This is a genomic window from Apibacter sp. ESL0404, assembly GCF_019469245.1.
Taxonomy (GTDB): domain Bacteria; phylum Bacteroidota; class Bacteroidia; order Flavobacteriales; family Weeksellaceae; genus Apibacter.
Genome location: NZ_CP048267.1, coordinates 390,308 through 410,436 on the forward strand (window position 1 = coordinate 390,308; position 20,129 = coordinate 410,436).

26 protein-coding genes are annotated in these 20,129 nt (G+C 31.1%); 22 read left to right on the forward strand and 4 right to left on the reverse strand.

Annotation, left to right across the window (positions count from 1 at the left end; all coding sequences use genetic code 11):
• Nucleotides 1–2 precede the first annotated feature (2 nt).
• The 21 genes from GYM72_RS01575 to GYM72_RS01675 all read left to right on the forward strand — a co-directional run bounded on the left by GYM72_RS01575 (nt 3) and on the right by GYM72_RS01675 (nt 13,158).
• Nucleotides 3–1,910: a type VI secretion system Vgr family protein gene (locus tag GYM72_RS01575; protein WP_220264469.1), complete on the forward strand. Its 1,908-nt coding sequence runs from the start codon at nt 3–5 to the stop codon at nt 1,908–1,910.
• On the forward strand, nt 1,907–3,163 hold the full coding sequence (locus tag GYM72_RS01580; protein ID WP_166005475.1) for a hypothetical protein: 1,257 nt from the start codon (nt 1,907–1,909) through the stop codon (nt 3,161–3,163). The genes GYM72_RS01575 and GYM72_RS01580 overlap by 4 nt, the downstream gene beginning before the upstream one ends.
• Nucleotides 3,156–3,404 carry a hypothetical protein gene (locus GYM72_RS01585; RefSeq protein ID WP_166005476.1) on the forward strand — a complete coding sequence of 83 codons (249 nt, stop codon included), beginning with the start codon at nt 3,156–3,158 and terminating at the stop codon, nt 3,402–3,404. Before GYM72_RS01580 ends, GYM72_RS01585 begins: the two co-directional genes overlap by 8 nt.
• A gap of 126 nt (nt 3,405–3,530) precedes the next feature.
• Nucleotides 3,531–4,781 (forward strand): hypothetical protein, encoded by a 1,251-nt coding sequence (locus tag GYM72_RS01590; protein ID WP_220264470.1) that lies wholly within the window; start codon nt 3,531–3,533, stop codon nt 4,779–4,781.
• On the forward strand, nt 4,778–5,338 hold the full coding sequence (locus GYM72_RS01595; protein WP_220233930.1) for a hypothetical protein: 561 nt from the start codon (nt 4,778–4,780) through the stop codon (nt 5,336–5,338). Before GYM72_RS01590 ends, GYM72_RS01595 begins: the two co-directional genes overlap by 4 nt.
• 17 nt (nt 5,339–5,355) lie before the next feature.
• Nucleotides 5,356–5,601, forward strand: coding sequence for a hypothetical protein (locus GYM72_RS01600; RefSeq protein WP_220264471.1), 246 nt, complete (start codon nt 5,356–5,358; stop codon nt 5,599–5,601).
• On the forward strand, nt 5,598–6,167 hold the full coding sequence (locus GYM72_RS01605; protein WP_220264472.1) for a hypothetical protein: 570 nt from the start codon (nt 5,598–5,600) through the stop codon (nt 6,165–6,167). The genes GYM72_RS01600 and GYM72_RS01605 overlap by 4 nt, the downstream gene beginning before the upstream one ends.
• 47 nt (nt 6,168–6,214) lie before the next feature.
• Nucleotides 6,215–6,586, forward strand: coding sequence for a hypothetical protein (locus GYM72_RS01610; protein WP_220264473.1), 372 nt, complete (start codon nt 6,215–6,217; stop codon nt 6,584–6,586).
• Between the two features lie 4 nt (nt 6,587–6,590).
• Entirely contained in the window at nt 6,591–7,217 is a 627-nt protein-coding gene (locus GYM72_RS01615) for a hypothetical protein (RefSeq protein WP_220264474.1), read from the forward strand.
• A 19-nt stretch (nt 7,218–7,236) separates the two neighbouring features.
• Nucleotides 7,237–7,482, forward strand: coding sequence for a hypothetical protein (locus GYM72_RS01620; protein WP_220264475.1), 246 nt, complete (start codon nt 7,237–7,239; stop codon nt 7,480–7,482).
• Nucleotides 7,479–8,045, forward strand: coding sequence for a hypothetical protein (locus GYM72_RS01625; RefSeq protein ID WP_220264476.1), 567 nt, complete (start codon nt 7,479–7,481; stop codon nt 8,043–8,045). The genes GYM72_RS01620 and GYM72_RS01625 overlap by 4 nt, the downstream gene beginning before the upstream one ends.
• A gap of 17 nt (nt 8,046–8,062) precedes the next feature.
• Complete coding sequence (locus tag GYM72_RS01630; protein WP_220264477.1) at nt 8,063–8,467, forward strand: hypothetical protein; 405 nt, start codon at nt 8,063–8,065, stop codon at nt 8,465–8,467.
• Between the two features lie 232 nt (nt 8,468–8,699).
• On the forward strand, nt 8,700–9,098 hold the full coding sequence (locus tag GYM72_RS01635; RefSeq protein ID WP_220264478.1) for a hypothetical protein: 399 nt from the start codon (nt 8,700–8,702) through the stop codon (nt 9,096–9,098).
• Between the two features lie 72 nt (nt 9,099–9,170).
• Complete coding sequence (locus GYM72_RS01640; RefSeq protein ID WP_220264479.1) at nt 9,171–9,485, forward strand: hypothetical protein; 315 nt, start codon at nt 9,171–9,173, stop codon at nt 9,483–9,485.
• Nucleotides 9,482–10,072 carry a hypothetical protein gene (locus GYM72_RS01645; protein WP_220264480.1) on the forward strand — a complete coding sequence of 197 codons (591 nt, stop codon included), beginning with the start codon at nt 9,482–9,484 and terminating at the stop codon, nt 10,070–10,072. The genes GYM72_RS01640 and GYM72_RS01645 overlap by 4 nt, the downstream gene beginning before the upstream one ends.
• Before the next feature lie 17 nt (nt 10,073–10,089).
• On the forward strand, nt 10,090–10,233 hold the full coding sequence (locus GYM72_RS01650) for a hypothetical protein (protein WP_220264481.1): 144 nt from the start codon (nt 10,090–10,092) through the stop codon (nt 10,231–10,233).
• The gene (locus tag GYM72_RS01655) at nt 10,214–10,444 is read left to right on the forward strand and encodes a hypothetical protein (RefSeq protein ID WP_220264482.1); all 231 of its coding nucleotides are present in this window, start codon (nt 10,214–10,216) and stop codon (nt 10,442–10,444) included. The genes GYM72_RS01650 and GYM72_RS01655 overlap by 20 nt, the downstream gene beginning before the upstream one ends.
• Complete coding sequence (locus GYM72_RS01660) at nt 10,441–11,040, forward strand: hypothetical protein (protein ID WP_220264483.1); 600 nt, start codon at nt 10,441–10,443, stop codon at nt 11,038–11,040. The genes GYM72_RS01655 and GYM72_RS01660 overlap by 4 nt, the downstream gene beginning before the upstream one ends.
• 21 nt (nt 11,041–11,061) lie before the next feature.
• Nucleotides 11,062–11,304, forward strand: coding sequence for a hypothetical protein (locus tag GYM72_RS01665; RefSeq protein WP_220264484.1), 243 nt, complete (start codon nt 11,062–11,064; stop codon nt 11,302–11,304).
• Nucleotides 11,301–11,942 carry a hypothetical protein gene (locus GYM72_RS01670; protein WP_220264485.1) on the forward strand — a complete coding sequence of 214 codons (642 nt, stop codon included), beginning with the start codon at nt 11,301–11,303 and terminating at the stop codon, nt 11,940–11,942. The genes GYM72_RS01665 and GYM72_RS01670 overlap by 4 nt, the downstream gene beginning before the upstream one ends.
• A gap of 349 nt (nt 11,943–12,291) precedes the next feature.
• Nucleotides 12,292–13,158: a hypothetical protein gene (locus GYM72_RS01675; protein WP_220264486.1), complete on the forward strand. Its 867-nt coding sequence runs from the start codon at nt 12,292–12,294 to the stop codon at nt 13,156–13,158.
• Between the two features lie 153 nt (nt 13,159–13,311).
• On the opposite strand, the gene GYM72_RS01680 is transcribed toward GYM72_RS01675, so the two are convergent.
• From GYM72_RS01680 to GYM72_RS01695, 4 genes are all read right to left on the reverse strand, one after another.
• Nucleotides 13,312–14,358 carry a hypothetical protein gene (locus GYM72_RS01680; protein ID WP_220264487.1) on the reverse strand — a complete coding sequence of 349 codons (1,047 nt, stop codon included), beginning with the start codon at nt 14,356–14,358 and terminating at the stop codon, nt 13,312–13,314.
• 33 nt (nt 14,359–14,391) lie between these two features.
• Nucleotides 14,392–15,963 (reverse strand): FGGY-family carbohydrate kinase, encoded by a 1,572-nt coding sequence (locus GYM72_RS01685; protein ID WP_220264488.1) that lies wholly within the window; start codon nt 15,961–15,963, stop codon nt 14,392–14,394.
• A 252-nt stretch (nt 15,964–16,215) separates the two neighbouring features.
• Complete coding sequence (gene mutS / locus GYM72_RS01690; protein ID WP_220264489.1) at nt 16,216–18,801, reverse strand: DNA mismatch repair protein MutS; 2,586 nt, start codon at nt 18,799–18,801, stop codon at nt 16,216–16,218.
• A gap of 214 nt (nt 18,802–19,015) precedes the next feature.
• Complete coding sequence (locus tag GYM72_RS01695) at nt 19,016–19,543, reverse strand: NAD(P)H-dependent oxidoreductase (RefSeq protein WP_220264490.1); 528 nt, start codon at nt 19,541–19,543, stop codon at nt 19,016–19,018.
• 158 nt (nt 19,544–19,701) lie between these two features.
• Between GYM72_RS01695 and GYM72_RS01700 the strand changes: the two genes are divergently transcribed.
• Nucleotides 19,702–20,052, forward strand: coding sequence for a helix-turn-helix domain-containing protein (locus tag GYM72_RS01700; protein ID WP_160557416.1), 351 nt, complete (start codon nt 19,702–19,704; stop codon nt 20,050–20,052).
• Nucleotides 20,053–20,129 lie beyond the last annotated feature (77 nt).

Sequence of the window (20,129 nt, forward strand, 5' to 3'; positions counted from 1 at the left end):
ATATGAAAACCACTCCAAATTATGAAGAAGGTACGGAGCCTTCCTTTCAATTAAACCCGCCTCAAAAAGAGGTTAGATATTATGCAAAATACGGAGGAACTAAAGAAGAGGTCTATGGAAAAACTCATTTAGTATCCGTAAAAATACGTATCAACGAAATTGAATATTTTACCAAAACCAGTATAAAATTAGAGCTAAAGCAAAAGCTTAATCAGCTACACACTTTTACACTCTATTGTGATCCGGATGAATTCGGAGAAAATAAAAAGACATATATCTACCAAAATACTAAAGAATACTTAGGAAAAAAAATAACTTTTGAATTTCGCCAGTATGGAAAAACAGCCTCTCTTTTTACGGGTGTGATTACACAAATATCTCTACCCAAAAAACAAGGCATACGTCAGCTGGTATTTCGGGGTACCTCTCCCGAGGTATTGATGGAAAGCGGATTACAATGCAGAAGTTTTGAAAACCAAACCCAGGAAGAAATTATAAAAGAAATAATAAAACCCTATTCCCGAAACTTAATAAACTTTCAATTCAATCCCAATAAAAAAGAAAGATTACCTTATACCGTACAGTACAATTGTTCGGATTTAGCCTTTATCCAACAACTTAGCGAACGCTATGGTGAATATTTTTATTACAATGGTGAAGAATATTGTTATAGTTCATGGGGGGGAAGGGTCATAGAATTAATGGAAGGAGAAGACGTATTTGAATATGAGTTAAAACTGGGAATCGGACCTCAGAATTTTAAATTTACGGCCTATGATGCCCAACAGAAAACAGAGCATATTTTAACCGCTAATCCTAAATCTCATCCCGGTTCAACCAATCCCTTTCAACAACATGCCTTAGCCTATTCAAAAAACTTGTATCACACAGTACCTCAATTCCATTATGAACAAAGCTTATTACCAAACGGTTCAAAGGAAATAGAAGATTCAATGGAGGTTGAAAAAAAGAAAAGACAAAATTTAGTTTATGTAGAAGGGGTGAGTAACAATCCCCAATTGCGGATCGGAGATGTAGCCAAGATGATGGTGTGGATACCTGAACATGAAATATTTAAAGACGGTCGAATACCGATCGAATCATATAAGATCATCGAAATTGAACACCGCTTTGCAGACGGAGAGGGCTATGAAAATACCTTTACAGGCATACCTAAGGACATGACCGTTCCACCGTTTTACAACGGAAGAGCCTATCCGAAAGCTTCAATACAACACGCTACGGTTACAGATAATCAAGATCCGTTGAAAATGGGAAGAGTGCGCGTGCAGTTTAGTTGGCAGAAAGAAAGCAACAGTCAAACCCCGTGGATACAGGTAATACAGCCTCATGCGGGAGGAGGAAAAGGTACCTATATGAATCCGGAGAAAGGAGAGACCGTTTTGTGTGCCTTTCAAGGAGGAAATGCCGAAGCACCCGTAGTATTAGGAACGGCTTATAATGGAGGAGAAATAGCCGCCTATTATAGTGAAGGAAATGATATCAAAGTGATACAGACCCGAAGCGGCACTAAGATAATATTTAATGATTCCGAGGGAACGATACTAATGGAAGATCCAAGCGGAAATAGAATTTTTTTGGATGGAAAAGGGAATATCAAAGTATATGCCCCTGAAACCTTGTATATGGATGCCAAGAATATATCGGTAAATGCTTCTCAAAATATAACTATGAATGCAGGAGGAAATGTATCCCTGATGGCGGGAGAAGATTATAGTTTGACCGCCGCTAATATTTATGAAGCTGCAGGACAAAGTAGAACTTCAGATGCTTTAAATATTGAAGAAACTTCAAAAAAAGGAATATACGGAAGCGAAGATGAAAAATTGCGTTTAAGAAGTGGAAAAACAGTACAATCAAATAGTGCACAACAAATTGATTTAAAATGACAATTAGAGGAGGAAATATCGTACGCAAAATAGGGGGAGAGAGTATAAAAAGAGCAAAAAAATCTCTTATATTAGAGGCAACCCATGATAATTTGATCTTATATTCTGCCAAAAAAGTAGAAATGATAGGAGAGCAGGGCGGAGTTGAATATCTAAATGATTATACCCCTCCACCGCCTTTGCACGTGGTAAAACTGGACGGACCTTATGACGATAATACAGGTAAAAAAGTATCTATTTTGAAAAAGGGAAAATGGTATTCATATAAAGTTATTCAGTTTAATCGAACTCCTAAAATAGCTGAGCTTAAAAATTTAAAATGGGCAAATAGATATGATAATGACAAGATAATTACAAATTATTCGCATATAGTTGGAAGTCAAAATGTTTCTTTTAAAGTTCGTGAAAATACAGAAAATACAACAATGTCTGTCTATGCATATTTCAGTAAACCAACTGACCAAATTTCTATTATTACTTTAATAGAAGGAAAGTATCCTAAGCTTTACATTTCAACTCAAAAAACAGGTTATACAATACAAAAACTTTATGGACACCCAGCAGCAAAAGATTATACATATCCTTATGAACCAGCAGTTGTTGTGTCTACGTATAAAGCCTATTTACGTTTTTTTGAAAATGGAGAAACCAAAGATATTTTAGAATTTAATGTAACACGGGATGCATGGTACTATTTAGGGGAAAAAGATAATAAAGTGCATCTTTTAAATAGAACATTTGAGCCTTTAGATGAAAATATGAACCTTTATTACACAGAAGAAATACATTTCCCTTCTAAGGCTCCATCAGATTGTAGAGGTTATTTTTTAATGCAAAATAAATCGAGAAAATTAAAAGCGGAGCCATTTGAGGTTGAGGTAGATATTGATAATAATCCCATAGAGGAAAAACGAGAAAAACCAACTGAGGCATCCAATGTTATGGTACATATTGGAGGTGTATACAGAGCGGGTGTTAACGGATTTTTAGTACAGTGGTTAGGAGGTTCATTAGGATGTTTTTCTTTTATTCCTTCTAACGATATTTATCAGACAGAAGAATTAGCGAAAAAAGCTTCGATCAATGATGATTATGATGATGATTCAAGCAATCATCACTGGCTAAAAATAACCAATAAGATTAAAGAATTAAAAGAACAAGATATTTTAAAAAGATTTTATGTAATAATTAATAAAAGAAAATCTTGGGTAAAAACTAAAGAGATAGAACTAAAAGAAGTTTTACATGAATAAAAAAATAGTTATACAAATAGCTAAAATACTTTTAATTATTGCAATCTTATATACAAGTTTAGCGTCTATTATATTAATTGGCTTTAACTGGTATGATTATTTTCATCCGGAAAATACTATCCCGGGAGATGATTCAGCTATGGTAGGTGCTTTATTTGGGTTAGGTATAATTTACTTTATTGGAGATCTTATTTGTATCGGTATATTTTTCATTTTATATAAAAAAACAAAGAAAAAATAATATGCGTTTATGCATACAAATTTCATCAGTGTAAGAGATAGCTAGAGTTAAAATAAATTTTACCTGAAAATAAAAGTTATATTCATTATAGTTAAAATACTTCTAATTCATTAATACTAAAGAGTTATGCAAGGAGGAAATATCGTACGCAAAATAGGGGGAGAGAGTATAAAAAGGGCAAAAAAATCTCTTATATTAGAGGCAACACATGATAATTTGACTTTATATTCCGCCAAAAAAGTAGAAATGATAGGAGAGCAGGGCGGAGTTGAATATCTAAATGATTATACCCCTCCACCACCTTTACGCGTGGTAAAACTGGACGGACCGTTTGATGAAAAGGGACAAAAAGTTTCTTTTATTAAAAAAGGTATATCATACCAATACAAAATAGTAAATTTCAATAGACAGCCTAAACCACATGAACTAATAAGAATTAAGTGGGCTACCCAATTTGATGAAGGAGAGATTATATCTAAATATCCTCAAAATAACGGAAAACAAGAAGTAAAATTTTGGGTACCCAAAGATGTTAAAAATTCTAAATTCAGTGTATATGCCTACTTGGAAAAGCCTAGTAAGGATGTTAGTATACTAAGTAGACTGGATGATAAATTTTATTATAAAGGAACTAAGCAATGGGGTAAACTTCAAAAGTATAAAACCGATGAAGAACTAGATTTTTCTGCTAAATTTGATAGAATTACAAATAAGGATATTGAAGCAAATGCTAATAGTCAAGGTAAAAAAGCTTATAAAAGGTTTGTAGATTGGGGGGAAGAAACAGGTTTAAAGATGGCAAAATTTTATTATGAAAGTAGTATTACAGGTACACGCAAAGTGTTGTCCGATAATGTTGCAGATAAGGTAGTCCATAATTTTTATTATGGAAGAGGAAAGAAATTAAGTTTTAAGGATTGGCCACAATTTCAATCTGATTTGGAAGAATATCCATATTTTAGACAATACTTTAAAAATTATTTGGAAGTAATCAAATATATGCTCAAAGAAAAGTCTATACAGGATAAAGATGGAGAGGAATTAATAAAAATATTTAACGATAAAGATTTTGATTCACGACCTAATTTTAGTAAAATAGTGGATATACTCAAATACGATTTTTATGGGCTCATGGGAGGTACGCAAACTATAAAAGTAGATTTGGAAATAACTGAAATTGAAAGCAATAAGTATAAGATAAAAACTGAAATGTATATAGGTGATTGGTACGGAGCAGACTGGGACGATTTAAATGGAAAGGGAGTAAAAGAATTTGCGCCCAGTTTGAAGGCTTTCTTTATGTTACAGCATTACTATGGATGTCAACCATTTGAAACTGAAATATTTTATAAATCAATTGATTATATAGGACTATGAAATTAATAAAAATTGCATTTTTATTTATAATCACACTACAATTATTTTCTTGCAGCACACAGGATAAAAAAATATATCATTTACAAGATACTTATGATGCTCAATTTTATATATTTGATGGTTATAGAGATGATTATGAAAGTATTAAGTATATATTTGATTTTTCAGAAAGAAATATAGGGTATTTCTTTGTTTTAACTAATAAAAAAGAAGTTTATTTTGAGGATGGTGTATATTGGTTTAAAAAAAGATATCAAAAATTTATTTTTGATAAAAAAAGAGTAGGAAATTACTATAAAAGTGTTAGGTTAAATTTTTTAGAAAATACTCCTATTCATTTTAGCATCAAAGTAATTAATTATCAAACATATATAACAGCAGATTTTAAAACATTAACAGTAAATACGGTGCAGAATTTTTTAGACTATGCAGAAAAGGACGAAAGTAAAAAAGAAACAGAAAATTATACTTATATTTTATACAATAAAGATAATCAGAAAAAAATGAAATTAAAATACCACGATAAAGGATCATGGTTTGAAGTGGAGATATTATAAATTATGACTATAAGGGTTTGGTAGAAAGAACACAAACGGTTAAGGTAGACTTGGAAATTGAAGAAGATAAGCCGAGGAAATTTTTAGTAAAAACTAAAATGTATATAGGTGATTGGTATGGAGCAGATTGGGATGACGTTAATGGAGTCATAAAAGGGAGCGTGCATAGCCTATCAGCATTTTTTTGGTTACAACACCATTACGGTTATCAACCATTTGAAACTGAAATTATTTATCAATCATTGGATTTTATAAGGATATGAGAAAATTAAAATACTATATATATCTTATTTTTTGCCTTTTATTTTTTTTAGATTGTTCAAATAAACCACCTAAAATTTACCATTTACAAGATACTAATAATAAGAACTGTTATGTATATGATGGTTTTAAGGATGATGAAAAGCATATCAAATATTTATTCAATTTTGTAAAACAGAGAGAAGGATATTTTGTTATTGTTACTAATAAAAATGCAGTGAAATTTGAAGATGAAGATGCTTTTTTTAATTATAATAACTCTGATGTTTTTAGTATAAGGAATGTTAAATATAAATATGAATTTATATCTTTAAGGCCGGTAATAAGGCTTAAAGAAACGTTTTTTTCAAAAGAAGTAATGTTGAAATCTTACACGACACAATTTACAAGCGAGTACACCAATATAAATATTAATGTTCTTCAAAATTTTATAAATCTTTGTTATGATCAAGAAGTAATTCAAAAACATAAATCTTATACTTATGAACTGTATAATAAAAATAAAGTAAAAAAAGTAGTAATTAATTACCATAATTATGGAGAATGGTTTGAAATTGATATTTTATAGTGATGTTTATTATGGCTTAATGGGAGGCGCAAACTGTTAAGGTAGACTTGGAAATTGAAGAAATCGAATTCGGACGCTATAAAATAAACACCACTATGTATATAGGGGACTGGTATGGCTCCGATTGGGGAGACCTTAACGGTGGTAAAAACTATGAAGAAATATACACAAAACTGATGAATCAGTTTACCGATTTAGGAAAAACACTAATGGCGCAAAACTTAGCTATTGCGGCTATGTCTGGCCGACTAAATGAAATGATAGGACATAAAAAAGGAAACATGTCCTGTTTGAACGCCTTTTTCTGGCTTCAATACCATTACGGATACCTTCCCGGATATGAAAAAAAATATAAACCCTTTGAAACCGAACTGGTCTATAAATCCGTAGACTATTTAATTATTAACAGAAAGAAATAATACAATGAAAAAAAATAAATTTATATATATAATTATTATTTCTTTTTTCCTGCTCCTTGCTGTTTTGGTAAATTGTTATCCCCCAAAAAAGTCATTAGGAAAGCCCCATATTTATCATTTACGGGATAATTATCTTGCTCATTTTTATGTGTTTGATAATTTTCAGGATAACGAAAACTGTATTAAATACCTATTTAATTTTGCTAAGAAGAATAAAGGTTACCTGATTATTATGACCCATAAAGATATGTATGAATTTGATGATAATATAGCTTTTATTCAAGATACTGTTTCACAGATATTTGCTTTTAGTAGAGAAGATAATCAGAATGATGATAACAACACCCGTAATTTTCATATACGAACAAAATCTAATCCAACTCAAATAAATTTTAAAATTGTACAAGGAAGAAATAATGAGAAGATTCCCTTAAAAAAATTATCTGCTAATTTTGATAGCCTTAATGTAAACATTATACAGAATTTTTTGGATTATTCATTTGATGAAGATTATATAGTTCGCAAACAATCCGAAAAATATATCTATGAATTATATAATAAAAAAGATTCTCTTAAAATTAGGCAAGTATATCACAATTTTGGAAAATGGTTTGAAATAGATATTTTATAGTAATGTTTATTACGGCTTAATGGGAGGAACCCAGACCGTAAAGGTAGATTTAGAAATAACAGAAATAAAGAATAATAAATTTGAGGTAAAAACTGAAATGTATATAGGTGATTGGTATGGAGCAGATTGGGACGATTTAAATGGAAAAGGAATAAAAGAGTTTGCACCCAGTTTAAAAGCATTTTTTATGTTACAGCATTACTATGGATGTCAACCATTTGAAACTGAAATATTTTATAAATCAATTAATTATATAGAACTATGAAAAATATAATTAAGCATTTTCTATTTTTTATTTCCCTATTATTTTTTTTAGAATGTTCAAATAAGCCACCATATATTTATTACCTTGAAAGTACTCATTTTGCTAGATTTTATGTAATAAATAATTATAAAGATAATGAAAATTGTTTAAAGTATATTTTTAACTTTTCAACAAAAGAAAGAGGCTGGTTTTATATATTAACAGATAAAAATGGAGCTGAATTTGAAGCTAATGGATTAAATAACATAGATATTACAAAACAACATTTTTCCTTTAATAGAATAGGGCAAAGTTTAAAAAATAAATATATAAAAGTAAACTTCTTAAAAAATATACCTATAAATTTTAATGTAGAAGAGACAGTTAATAAAAAATTACTAACTGCAAACTTTGAAACATTAACGGTTAATACGGTGCAGAATTTTTTAGACTATGCAGAAAAGGACGAAAGTAAAAAAGAAACAGAAAATTATATTTATATTTTATACAACAAAGATAATCAGGAAAAAATGAAATTAAAATACCACGATAAAGGAGCATGGTTTGAAGTGGAGATATTATAAATTATGACTATTAGGGATTGGTTGAAGGAACACAAACGGTTAATGTAGACTTGGAAATTGAAGAAACCCAACCCGGGCGTTTTAAAATAGATACTACCATGTATATAGGTGATTGGTATGGCTCCGATTGGGGAGACCTTAACGGTGGTAAAAACTATGAAGAAATATACACAAAACTGATGAATCAGTTTACCGATTTAGGAAAAACACTAATGTCGCAAAATTTAGCTATTGCGGCAATGTCTGGCCGACTAAATGAAATGATAGGTCATAAAAAAGGAAACATGTCCTGTCTGAACGCCTTTTTCTGGCTTCAATACCATTACGGATACCTTCCCGGATATGAAAAAAAATATAAACCTTTTGAAACTGAACTGGTCTATAAATCCGTAGATTATTTAACCATCAATAGAAGGAAATAATACAATGAAAAAAAATAAATTTATATATATAATTATTATTTCTTTTTTCCTGCTCCTTGCTGTTTTGGTAAATTGTTATCCCCCAAAAAAGTCCCTAGGAAAACCACATATTTATCATTTACGGGATAATTATCTTGGTCATTATTATGTGTTTGATAATTTTCAGGATAACGAAAACTGTATTAAATACCTATTTAATTTTGCTAAGAAGAATAAAGGTTACCTAATTATTATGACCCATAAAGATATGTATGAATTTGATGATAATATAGCTTTCATTCAAGATACAGTTTCCCATAAGTTCATTTTTAATAGAGAATATGGTATGGGTGATAATAATAATACTCGGGATTTTAGAATTAGTGTAAATTATTTAAAAAAAACAAAACTCCATTTTAAAATTGAAGAAGAAAGAAATAAAGATAAAAATCATGTAAAAAAATTATCTGCTGATTTTGATAGCCTTAATGTAAATATCGTACAGAATTTTTTAGATTATTCTTATCATGATTATGATACACAAAAACAATTTGAAGATTATATTTATGAATTATATAATAAAAAAGATTCTCTTAAAATCAGGCAAGTATATCACAATTTTGGAAAATGGTTTGAAATAGATATTTTATAGTAATGTTTATTACGGCTTAATGGGAGGAACTCAAAATGGGAGGAACTCAAACCATAAAGATAGAATTGGAAATTGAAGAAGATAAACCGTGGATATTTTTTAGTAAAAACTAAAATGTATATAGGAGATTGGTATGGGGCAGACTGGGATGATATTAATGGAGGTGATTTATCTGAGTTTTTTAGAGAAATAAAAATTGATCCAATAAAAGATTTAAGCAATCCTTCAGATTTGATAAGACGCATAAAAGAGGCGAAAAAAAGACTTTTCAAACTGAAAGGAAATGTAGCGAGTTTAAATGCTTTTTTTTGGTTACAACATTACTATGGTTGCCATCCATACGAAACCGAAATAATTTATCAAGATACTAACTACTTACAATTATGAAAATACGGATCATTAATTATCTAATTGTTTTATTGATAAGTATTGGGACAATTTATTGTGCGGATAATAAAAGTAATCAGCAAAATGTATCCCCGAAAATTGAAAGTTTGCAAGATACATATAATACTAAATTTTATTACATAAAAAATTTCAAAGATGAAGAAATTTGTATAAAATATATTTTTGATTTTACTAAAAAAGAAAAAGGTTGGATTGTAATATTAACTAATAAAGATGATGTATTTTTCGATGATGGAATTCCATATTATAAAGATAGAGTAAGCCAAATATTTAGTTTCTTTAGACATAGAGAAAGTTTGGAAAATAAAGGTATAACTGTTAACTTTTTAGAAAACAAATCCATTTCATTTATCAAAAAAAAAGAAAATAACCAAACATTCTTAAGTTCAGATTTTGAAACATTAACGGTTAATACGGTGCAGAATTTTTTAGATTATGCAGAAAAGGACGAAAGTAAAAAAGAAACAGAAAATTATACTTATATTTTATACAACAAAGATAATCAGGAAAAAATGAAATTAAAATACCACGATAAAGGAGCATGGTTTGAAGTGGAGATATTATAAATTATGACTATAAGGGTTTGGTAGAAGGAACACAAACGGTTAAGGTAGACTTGGAAATAATTGAAGTGGAAAATAATAAGTTTAAGGTAAAAACCAAAATGTATATAGGCGATTGGTACGGAGCAGATTGGGACGATATTAATGGGGGGGAATTTATCTGATTTTCTTAAAGAAATAAAAATCGATCCGATAAAAGATTTAAGCAATCCTTCAGATTTGATAAAACGCATTCAGAGGGCAGGAAAGGAACATATGGGGCTTAAAGGAAATGTACCAAGTCTAAATGCTTTTTTCTGGTTACAACATTACTACGGTTGCTATCCTTATGAAACTGAAATTATTTATGAAGATACTAATTATATACAATTATGAAAAAACACATCTATATCCTATTAATTTTATTATTTAGTATTAGTTTTACTTTCTGTAATGATCATAAAAGTAATAATGCAAAATCAAAAAAGAATTATCCCTCAATAAATTACCTGTATAGCCCAGATTATGCAAAATATTACCTATTTAATAATTTTCAAAATAATGAAAAATGTATAAAATATCTATTTGATTTTATAAAAAATCATCTTGGTAAAATAGAAGTTCTTACCGATAAAGATACATTTGAATTTGATGATAATGTTTTAAGTAAAATCGATACAACAAAACAAAGGTTTACATTTAGTAGAAGACTTAATGATAATTTAGAAAATACATATATAAGAGTTAATTTTCTGAAAGCTGAAAAAATTATTTTTCAAAAACATAAGGAAAATAACCAAACATTTTTAAGTTCAGATTTTGAAACATTAACGGTTAATACGGTGCAGAATTTTTTAGACTATGCAGAAAAGGACGAAAGTAAAAAAGAAACAGAAAATTATATTTATATTTTATACAACAAAGATAATCAGGAAAAAATGAAATTAAAATACCACGATAAAGGAGCATGGTTTGAAGTGGAGATATTATAAAATAATGACTAGTATGGCTTGATGGGAGGAACACAAACCATAAAAGTAGAATTGGAAATTGAAGAAGATAAGCCGAGGAAATTTTTAGTGAAAACTAATATGTATATAGGAGATTGGTATGGGGCAGACTGGGATGACATAAATAGGGTTGTAAAAGGAAGCGTTCATAGCCTTACAGCATTTTTTTGGTTACAGCACCAATACGGTTGTCAGCCTTTTGAAACTGAAATTATTTACCAATCATTAGATTATATAATAATATGAAAAAATTAAACTCTCTAAAACTTCTTATATTTTATCTTTTATTTATTGTACAATGTTCAAATAATTCACTTAAGATATACCATTTACAAGATACTTATTTTGCTAAATATTTTGTAATTGAAAATTTTAATGATAATGAACAATGTATCAAATATATATTCTCTTTTGCTGAAAAACAATTTGGTTATTTTGAAATATTAACTGATAAAAATATTTATGATTTTGAAGATGGAGTAGAATTTTTAAGAAAAAAAAATAAAAATAGATTTTTCTTTCACAAGGATAAGAATAAATATTATTCAATAATTATAAACATATTAAAAAAAAGAGTACCTATTCAATTTCAAAATGAACAAGGAAAAGAAGTAAAACCATATGAGCCTCCTGTAATAAAAGTATCTGCAACTGATTATGAAGAAGAAGCAAGTAAAATTAATTCTAAAACTCTTTCCTTATATTATAATTTTGAAACTCTAAACTTAAATATTTTACAAAATCTGTTAGATTTCGCAGAACAGGATAAAGAAAAAAAAGAAATAGACACTTATATATATGAATTGTATAATAAAGATAAAGAAAAAAAAGTAGTGATTACATATCATGACAAAGGAGAATGGTTTGAGGTTGAAATTATATAGGTGATGGTATGGAGCAGATTGGGACGTTTTAAATGGAAAAGGAATAAAAGAGTTTGCAACCGGTTTATTTTATTGAGTTTGAACTATAGATTCGTTAAATGAAAACTTTGAACCTGTAATAATCTCAATTATATTATAGTTGTTCATATTTTTTATCCCTATATGGTTTTAATTATGCATTAATTTAAGGAATATCCGGTTTTCTTTATGTTTCTTATTCCGATTAATGATTAGACTAGAAAAAACAATAAGAAAAGCCATAAAAGAATTATTCAGTAATAATTTAGAATGAATCAAACAAAAAGATAAAATAAAATTGTATTTTAATGCATTGAAAAACTAACTACAAATGCAGATAAATAATCCGAAAAACACGCGCCTATATAAAGTAGAACATACATTGGATATAAAAGAACGATCTCAACACAAGCAAAGCAAGATCAATTATGATATGGCTATAAGTTGTATTACCAATGGAAAGAGACTTCAAAGAATGTTTACTAAAGAAAATCTTAAAATAAGTTCTAAACCTTCCCATGATCCCAATACTGATATGGTATGTAATTTAGAATTGGCAATGTATCCGTTAACAGTTGAGGTAAATAAATATGAAAATTATGTACAAATAGTATCTTATAATCTTTGGAAAGAAAAGTGGCTAAAAAAATCAGGTGCTTTACTAAATACTAACTATCAAGAAGGGGTAGCAAGACAGCTAAGAGACCAATATAAACAAGCAATAGAAACAGAAGAGAAACTGAAACAAAAAATACAAGAAGAAGCTTTTTGGAGACTGTATTTTTTTGGTGTATCAGAAAATCAAAATGAGAAAAGCTTACGTTGGAGTCTGCATAAGATAGGAACTGTGTATTTTTTGGGAGCGGTCCATAATGAAATAAAAGGAAATGAAATTTTTAGTAGTTATGATGGATGTCCGAAACAACTAGAGGATAAATTTATCGAAAATATTAATTACTTATTAGACATAAAAAAATATACCCGAGATTATATAACTAAGGAAAACATAAAATCCCAATGCAAAGTGACGGCCCATTGGGAAAAAAACAGCGGTAAATTACTTTCCAAAACGGCCTCAATAAATATCTACACGGAGGATAAAGAAATTACCTATTCAGAAAAAATCGATATAAAATTTCACAGTATCAGAATGGAAAAAAATCCCGCAAGAAGTCAACGATCATTTTTAAATTTATAAAAAAGAATTGATGAATTAATAAACCTATACAATTAATACAACTTAAAAACTATAATTAAAAATCAAAATGAATAGCAAACAGAAAGTTCCTGAATTACCAGGAACTTTTTTGACTAAATAGTACAAGTATATTGAAATTTTCAAAGATTAACTTTAAGTCTTTTTAGGAAGTACTGCTTCTGATAGCACATTGACTATAGGTCGACTAGTTCCGGCTAAAATCTCATTAACAGCTTTCAGCAAAGTCAGTTCTTCTTTAAGTTGAGGTGCTGATTGCTCAACTAATTTAGCCGCAAGACCCGCTGCCGGTACTCCTTCCACCGTTTGTTCCAAACGATCCATTTCTTTCAGAGCATCTTTTGCGTTTTCTCCTCTTCCTATACGTACCCCATATACTTTATTTCTTCCCGATAATCCGGTAACTTCCAAGTCACCCACTCCGGGAAGTCCAAAGGCCGTTTCCATACGAGCACCCAAAGCTTGACCCAATAAAGACATCTCTTTAATAGCACGACTGAAAGTAGCTGCTTTTAAATTATGATGAGGAAACCCGGTGCCTTCTTCGAGTCCGTCAGCAATTCCTAAAGCTATGGCGTACACATTCTTCATGGGCGCACAGATTTCTACTCCAATTTCATCATCGGTCGCTTCAATGCAGTAAACCTCTGTTCTTGCTTCTCTGGCATATTTTCGTGAAACTTCAATATCCTTGCATCCGAAAATGGTAGCTGTGGGTTTACCGTCTGCACACTCGTTGGCTTTTACCGGTCCGGCAATTGCAACGACAGGAGGGATTTGTATTCCTTTTTGTTTAGCTAGGGTGCGAATAGCTTCGGGAAGAAGTTGGATTTTTCCTTTTTTATCGGGACAAAATCCTTTAGAGGTCAACCAAAGTGCTTTTGCTTTGGAAATTCCTTCTAATGCCATTTCAGTAACTTTAGGAACACCTACTGAGGCAACCGACATCACCACTACATCTGCTCCTTCTAAAGCGTTTTGTAAATCATTGGAACGAAAGAGTTTAACTCCTTTTGCTAAAGGTATTTTAGTTCTTGGATGAGGTTTACCTGCTTCACAGGCATTCAATAAATGATCGTCGAGCCAGGTACCCCATAACCTAACTTCCCAACCGGCTTTACTTACCGGTGTACATAAACCGGAGCCCATGGCTCCGGCGCCTAATATGGTGATTATTGCCATTTTTATTTATTTTACGATTTGTGATTTTAGTTTTTATAATTCTGATTTTGGTGATTCCGGTTTTGTTGAAGGGTATTTTTCAGACAACTCATAAAGTTGTTCAAAAATATTTTTTAGTTGCGGATATAGTTTATGCTGTATCTCGGCGACTTCTCTATATCTTTCTGATTGCGTTACATCCGGTTCAATAGTTTCTCCAAAATGTGCCATGTGTTTAGCCGCATGAGCGACGTTGTTGGATCCATGTGCGCCTATTCCTGCCATGGCAACAACGGAGGCTCCTAGGGCGGAAATTTCATCTTCAGAACAAATGGTAATGGGTAATCCAAGAGAATCGGCCATTATTTGACGCCATAACTGAGAACGAGTTCCCCCTCCCATCGCTCGAACAGATTTTAATTTAACACCGGTTCCTTTTTCAATGGATTCTAAATTAAATTTCATCTCAAAGCCGATGGATTCTAAAATAGAACGATACATATGCGCCTTGGAGTGTGTTCCTCTCCAGCCTACCACCGCACCTCTTGCTACAGAATCCCAATAGGGACTTTGTACGGCATTCCAGTAAGGCAAGGTTACGAGTCCTTCACATCCCGGGGGAATATGAGAAGCTTCGTGATCCAAATTTGGATCCGGTTCTCCCAATAATTTAGGATCTCCCAAAGATTGCCGAAACCATCCCGCCAAATAAGAACCCGACGATTGTAAAATTTCGAAAACAAAATTTCCTTTAATTCCTGAAACATGAGTCCTGAATACGGGATCGCACCTGTATTCAGAGCTTTCAACTCCCGCATTAACAGCTGTTCCTAAATTTAGAAAGGCAATATCAGGAGATACGGCAGCTGCACCTATTCCTGCTGCCTGACCATCTCCCAAACCTGCAATTACAGGTATTGGCTTAGACAGTTTCCATTCTGCTGCCAATTCCGGTTTTAATTCTTCCATAATTTCTCCGGGAGGAACTAAATCGGCCATTTGTTCGCGGGTTACTCCGGCTATTTGTAAAAGTTCATCGCTGTAATCAAATTTACGGATGTCCAATAATCCTAAAGAATCTGTTGTGGCTACTGATGAAATCCATTTACCGGTAAGGTTCCAAGTGATATAACCGTGTACTTCAACAACTTTAAACGCTTTTTTCAGCACTTCGGGTTCATTTTCTTTTAACCAAGCAATTTTATAGATACCGGGAGTTACGCCGGCCGGCTTACCTGAGAGGTCATGGATATGTTGAGAGCCATAGGCTCTAATTTGTTTCGTTGCGCGACCGTCCAGCCAAAGAATTCCGTTACGTAGAGGCATTCCGTTTTCATCAAAAGGAGCAAAGCTTTCCCGTTGATGAGTTATTCCAATAGCCGAAATTCGTTCTCTGTCTTTAGAAGATAGTTTTGACAGTACTTCTCCTACACATTCTTTGGTTGTTTCCCACCATCGAATCGGATTATGTTCATAAAAATCCATGGCAGGAGTATGAAGTTGTATATTTCTTTTTGCAGTTTGCCAAACGTGTCCGTTTTCATCAACAATAATTGCTTTGGAGGAAGTGGTTGAGGAGTCAATGGCAATTACTAAAGGACCGTCTTTTGCTTTTTTTGTGTCCATAGTTTATAATTTTTTTTGTGGTTTTAGTTTAATTGAAAGTCAATCAAACAAATATATTTACTAAATCGAAAGTAAGCAAGAGCTAAACGAAACTTTTTTTATAACATTCAATAGTTTAAAATGCAAATCGAAAGCAATTCGTTCTAACAAAAGAATTTTTTAAAATTATGACCCATAGCTATGATTTTATACAGTAAAAAATATAGAAAAAAATAGGTTGAAAATCTTAATATATTTTTAAAAAATGAACAATCAGCCGCCAATCATTTTCTTTATATGGTTTAATTTCATTAAAGCTTCTAAAGGAGTCAACGCATTGATATCAGTTTTTACTATTTCTTCACGAATATTTTCTAAAATTGGATCGTCCAGTTGAAAAAAGCTTAATTGCATATTTTCATCGGTAGATGTTTTTGCATTTTCTTTCCGCTCTTTTTTAGAACTGTTATTTTCCAAAGTTTTTAAAATTTGCTCGGCACGTTGAGTTACTATTTCGGGCATTCCTGCCAGTTTAGCTACATGTATACCGAAACTGTGCTCGCTTCCTCCCGGAATTAATTTTCTAAGAAATACTATCGTTCCATTGACCTCCTTGATACTCACATTGAAATTTTTAATTCTTGAAAATGACTCCGTCATTTCGTTAAGTTCGTGATAATGTGTTGCAAAAAGCGTTTTAGGATGTGTGGGATGTTCATGAAGATATTCTGCAATTGCCCAGGCTATGGAAACCCCATCGTATGTACTGGTTCCTCGGCCTATTTCGTCAAGCAATATTAAGCTGCGATCTGAAATATTATTTAGAATACTCGCCGTTTCATTCATTTCAACCATGAAGGTTGATTCCCCTTTTGATAAATTATCAGAAGCTCCTACGCGAGTAAAAATTTTATCCACAATACCCAACGTAGCCTCCTTGGCAGGAACATAACTTCCAATTTGAGCCATGAGAACAATCAATGCCGTTTGTCTGAGCAATGCGGATTTTCCTGCCATGTTAGGGCCAGTAATCATAAGTATTTGCTGCTTTTCGTCATCCATATAGACCGAATTCGCTACATAGGACTCTCCTAAAGGCAATTGTTTTTCAATGACGGGATGTCTTCCGTCTTTAATGTCGATGACTTTGGAATCTGTTAATTTAGGATGTGTGTAAGAGTTTTCTTGCGCTGTTTCCGCAAAAGAAAGTAAGGTATCGATGGTCGCAATTTTGGAAGTATTATGCTGGATATCCGTAAGACTGTTTTTGATTTGTAAACAAAGACCTTTGAAAAGTTCAGACTCCAATATTCCTATTTTTTCTTCAGCGCCTAAAATTTGGCTTTCATATTCCTTTAATTCTTCTGTAATATATCTTTCGGCATTAACCAATGTTTGTTTTCTGATCCAATCGGTAGGAACTTTATCTTTATGGGTGTTTCTAACTTCCAAATAATAGCCGAACACATTATTAAAATCAATTTTTAGGCTGGGAATACCGGTTTTTTCAGATTCTCTAACACATAAATTGTCTAAATATTCTTTGCCATGAATTTTTAAATTACGCAATACATCCAATTCTTCGGAAATTCCTTCTTTTATTACGTTTCCTTTTGACAAAATAACCGGTAACTCATCATTTAATTGCTTTTGCAATAAGGATACAACCTCTTCTAAATTTTTAAATTCTCCAAAATTAGTAAAAGTTGGATGATTTTTTTCTTTTAAGATTTTTTCGATTTTTAAGTAATTAATCAAAGAATCCTTTAAATACCCTAATTCTTTAGGTGATATACGTTCACCGGCTAATTTACCTAGAAGTCTTTCTACATCGGATATCCCTTTAAGCAATTCTCGGATCTCATAAGCTATTTCGGAAAATTCTAAGAAGAACTCTACTACTTCCAACCTCCTTTGAATTACGGATATTTCTTTTAAAGGAGTGAGAATCCATCGGCGTAACATTCTCCCTCCCATATTGGTATGCGTTTTATCTAATATTTTTAACAGGGAAACCGATTGGGATTCAGTTGTATGGATTAATTCTAAATTTTTGATAGTAAAATCGTCCATCCATACAAAAGTGTCTTGTGATAATCGCTGAATATTGGTTATATGGTCCAATAATTTATGATGAGTATCTTCAACTAAATATGCAAAAACCGCACCTGCTGCAGTGATCGCCAGTTTCATTGATTCTATACCAAAACCTTTTAAAGAATTGGTTTTAAAATGTGAAGTTAGTTTATCGTACGAATAATCATATTTAAATGCCCAATCTTCTAATTGAAATGAATAGGCTTGATGATCAAAGGGTAAAGGATGTCTTCGTTGATGGATTATTTCGGTCGGCTTAAAATTATCGATAAGATGTCGAAGTTTGTGTTCATCTCCTTCAGAAATCAGGAATTCTCCGGTGGAAATATCCAATAAAGCCATACCGTATAAATTTTTTTCCTGATGAACGGATAATAAAAAGTTATTACTTTTTGCTTCTAAAACCTTATCATTAAAAGTTACGCCCGGGGTAACCAATTCCGTAACTCCACGTTTTACAATGCCTTTTGCCATGGAGGGATCTTCTAATTGATCACAAATAGCAACTCTAAGACCCGAACGTACTAATTTGGGTAGATAAACATCTATTGAATGATGAGGAAAACCGGCCAACTCAATATGACTTGCTTGGCCGTTTGCTTTTTTTGTAAGTACAATTCCTAAAATTTTGGAAGCTTTAACCGCATCTTCACCAAATGTTTCATAAAAATCTCCAACTCGAAATAGCAACATAGCATCCGGATATCGGGCTTTTATACTGTTGTATTGCTTCATCAAAGGAGTTTCTTTTGTTTTACCCATTGCTTTCGAAGATTATAGTAGGTATTAATTTACATGAATTTGCTAAATTAGTACTTATTAATGGTTTTTAAAAATGCTCAATGGGTTTACGTATTTCATTTTTTGATAGGATCTACTCTTTTTAATTGTGAAATTGTAAATCCTATCCTAAAATTTAATAAAAATGTATTAAAAAATAAAATTAAGAAAGTTAGTTAAATAGTTAAGTTTTTAATTACAGAGCTTGTATAAAATCAATATATTCTTTAGCCTTTTCTTCGATTTGTTCACGGGTAGCTTCATTAGTACCAAAAAATTTAAAACAAGGACGAAAATCTGATTTTGTGTATGTAAATGCAGCTTTAAAAGGGGATAATATTTGGTCAATTATATTCGTTTCAGAATCCCAAAATTTAGAAAATTTGTCTTCATTTAAACCTATAGAAACGGCTATAGATATTTTTTTCTCTTTTAATTTATTACCTTTAGATCCATATGCCCATCCGTATATTAAAACCTTATCCATCCATTTTTTCAGGAGTGGGGTACAATTAAACCAATACATCGGAAATTGAAGTATTAAATTATCATATTTTTCAACTAATTTTTGCTCTTTTTCAACATCAATATTTTCATCAGGATATTCTTTATAAATCTGATGAACATAAATAGTATCGGGATATTTCATAAGTTCTTCGATCCATCGTTTATTTATGATTGAATTTTCAATTTGAGGATGGGCTACAAGTATTAATGTTTTCATTTTTTTAAAGATTTAGTTAGTAATTCATTTTTATTTGACACAAAATTACAAACCTTCATATGAATATACTATAACTGTTAATTTTATCGTATAGTGATAATTTTATCTCTATGGATTTGTAAAGTTTTTAATTTGTACTTTCGAAAAAAATAGTTCATATGTCTTCATACAAACGTAAAATACCTATTGATATAAGTTGTGGAATTAATGTGGCATTAAAAGTCATAGGTTCAAAATGGAAATTGTGTATTATTGAATTGATAAACAAAGGTATTTCACGACCTAGGGACCTAAATAAAAGGATAGCAAATATCAATAAACGCGTATTACAGCAACAACTAAAAGAATTGGAAACGGATGGATTGATATCAAAAACCATATATCCGGAAGTTCCTTTACGGGCTGAATATTCCTTAACTGAATTAGGGATTACTATCATTCCTCTTCTTAAGCAAATTGAAGATTGGGGAAATTTATATACCAATTTATTTGAAATAAAACAAAACTAATTTATTTTATAGAAATGGCTGTAGTTTAAAAAGTCATAATCAAATTAACTTTAAATTTTTTTTAAATTAATATAAAA

Coding starts and splice junctions, on each gene's coding strand:
- GYM72_RS01660 (WP_220264483.1), top strand. CDS start 10,441: ATGAAAAAACACATCTATATCCTATTAATTTTATTATTTAGTATTAGT.
- GYM72_RS01685 (WP_220264488.1), bottom strand. CDS start 15,963: ATGGACACAAAAAAAGCAAAAGACGGTCCTTTAGTAATTGCCATTGAC.
- GYM72_RS01575 (WP_220264469.1), top strand. CDS start 3: ATGAAAACCACTCCAAATTATGAAGAAGGTACGGAGCCTTCCTTTCAA.
- GYM72_RS01580 (WP_166005475.1), top strand. CDS start 1,907: ATGACAATTAGAGGAGGAAATATCGTACGCAAAATAGGGGGAGAGAGT.
- GYM72_RS01615 (WP_220264474.1), top strand. CDS start 6,591: ATGAAAAAAAATAAATTTATATATATAATTATTATTTCTTTTTTCCTG.
- GYM72_RS01590 (WP_220264470.1), top strand. CDS start 3,531: ATGCAAGGAGGAAATATCGTACGCAAAATAGGGGGAGAGAGTATAAAA.
- GYM72_RS01655 (WP_220264482.1), top strand. CDS start 10,214: ATGGGGGGGAATTTATCTGATTTTCTTAAAGAAATAAAAATCGATCCG.
- GYM72_RS01675 (WP_220264486.1), top strand. CDS start 12,292: ATGCAGATAAATAATCCGAAAAACACGCGCCTATATAAAGTAGAACAT.
- GYM72_RS01665 (WP_220264484.1), top strand. CDS start 11,062: ATGGGAGGAACACAAACCATAAAAGTAGAATTGGAAATTGAAGAAGAT.
- mutS (WP_220264489.1), bottom strand. CDS start 18,801: ATGGGTAAAACAAAAGAAACTCCTTTGATGAAGCAATACAACAGTATA.
- GYM72_RS01605 (WP_220264472.1), top strand. CDS start 5,598: ATGAGAAAATTAAAATACTATATATATCTTATTTTTTGCCTTTTATTT.
- GYM72_RS01680 (WP_220264487.1), bottom strand. CDS start 14,358: ATGGCAATAATCACCATATTAGGCGCCGGAGCCATGGGCTCCGGTTTA.
- GYM72_RS01695 (WP_220264490.1), bottom strand. CDS start 19,543: ATGAAAACATTAATACTTGTAGCCCATCCTCAAATTGAAAATTCAATC.
- GYM72_RS01595 (WP_220233930.1), top strand. CDS start 4,778: ATGAAATTAATAAAAATTGCATTTTTATTTATAATCACACTACAATTA.
- GYM72_RS01635 (WP_220264478.1), top strand. CDS start 8,700: ATGACCCATAAAGATATGTATGAATTTGATGATAATATAGCTTTCATT.
- GYM72_RS01700 (WP_160557416.1), top strand. CDS start 19,702: ATGTCTTCATACAAACGTAAAATACCTATTGATATAAGTTGTGGAATT.
- GYM72_RS01670 (WP_220264485.1), top strand. CDS start 11,301: ATGAAAAAATTAAACTCTCTAAAACTTCTTATATTTTATCTTTTATTT.
- GYM72_RS01645 (WP_220264480.1), top strand. CDS start 9,482: ATGAAAATACGGATCATTAATTATCTAATTGTTTTATTGATAAGTATT.
- GYM72_RS01625 (WP_220264476.1), top strand. CDS start 7,479: ATGAAAAATATAATTAAGCATTTTCTATTTTTTATTTCCCTATTATTT.
- GYM72_RS01620 (WP_220264475.1), top strand. CDS start 7,237: ATGGGAGGAACCCAGACCGTAAAGGTAGATTTAGAAATAACAGAAATA.
- GYM72_RS01585 (WP_166005476.1), top strand. CDS start 3,156: ATGAATAAAAAAATAGTTATACAAATAGCTAAAATACTTTTAATTATT.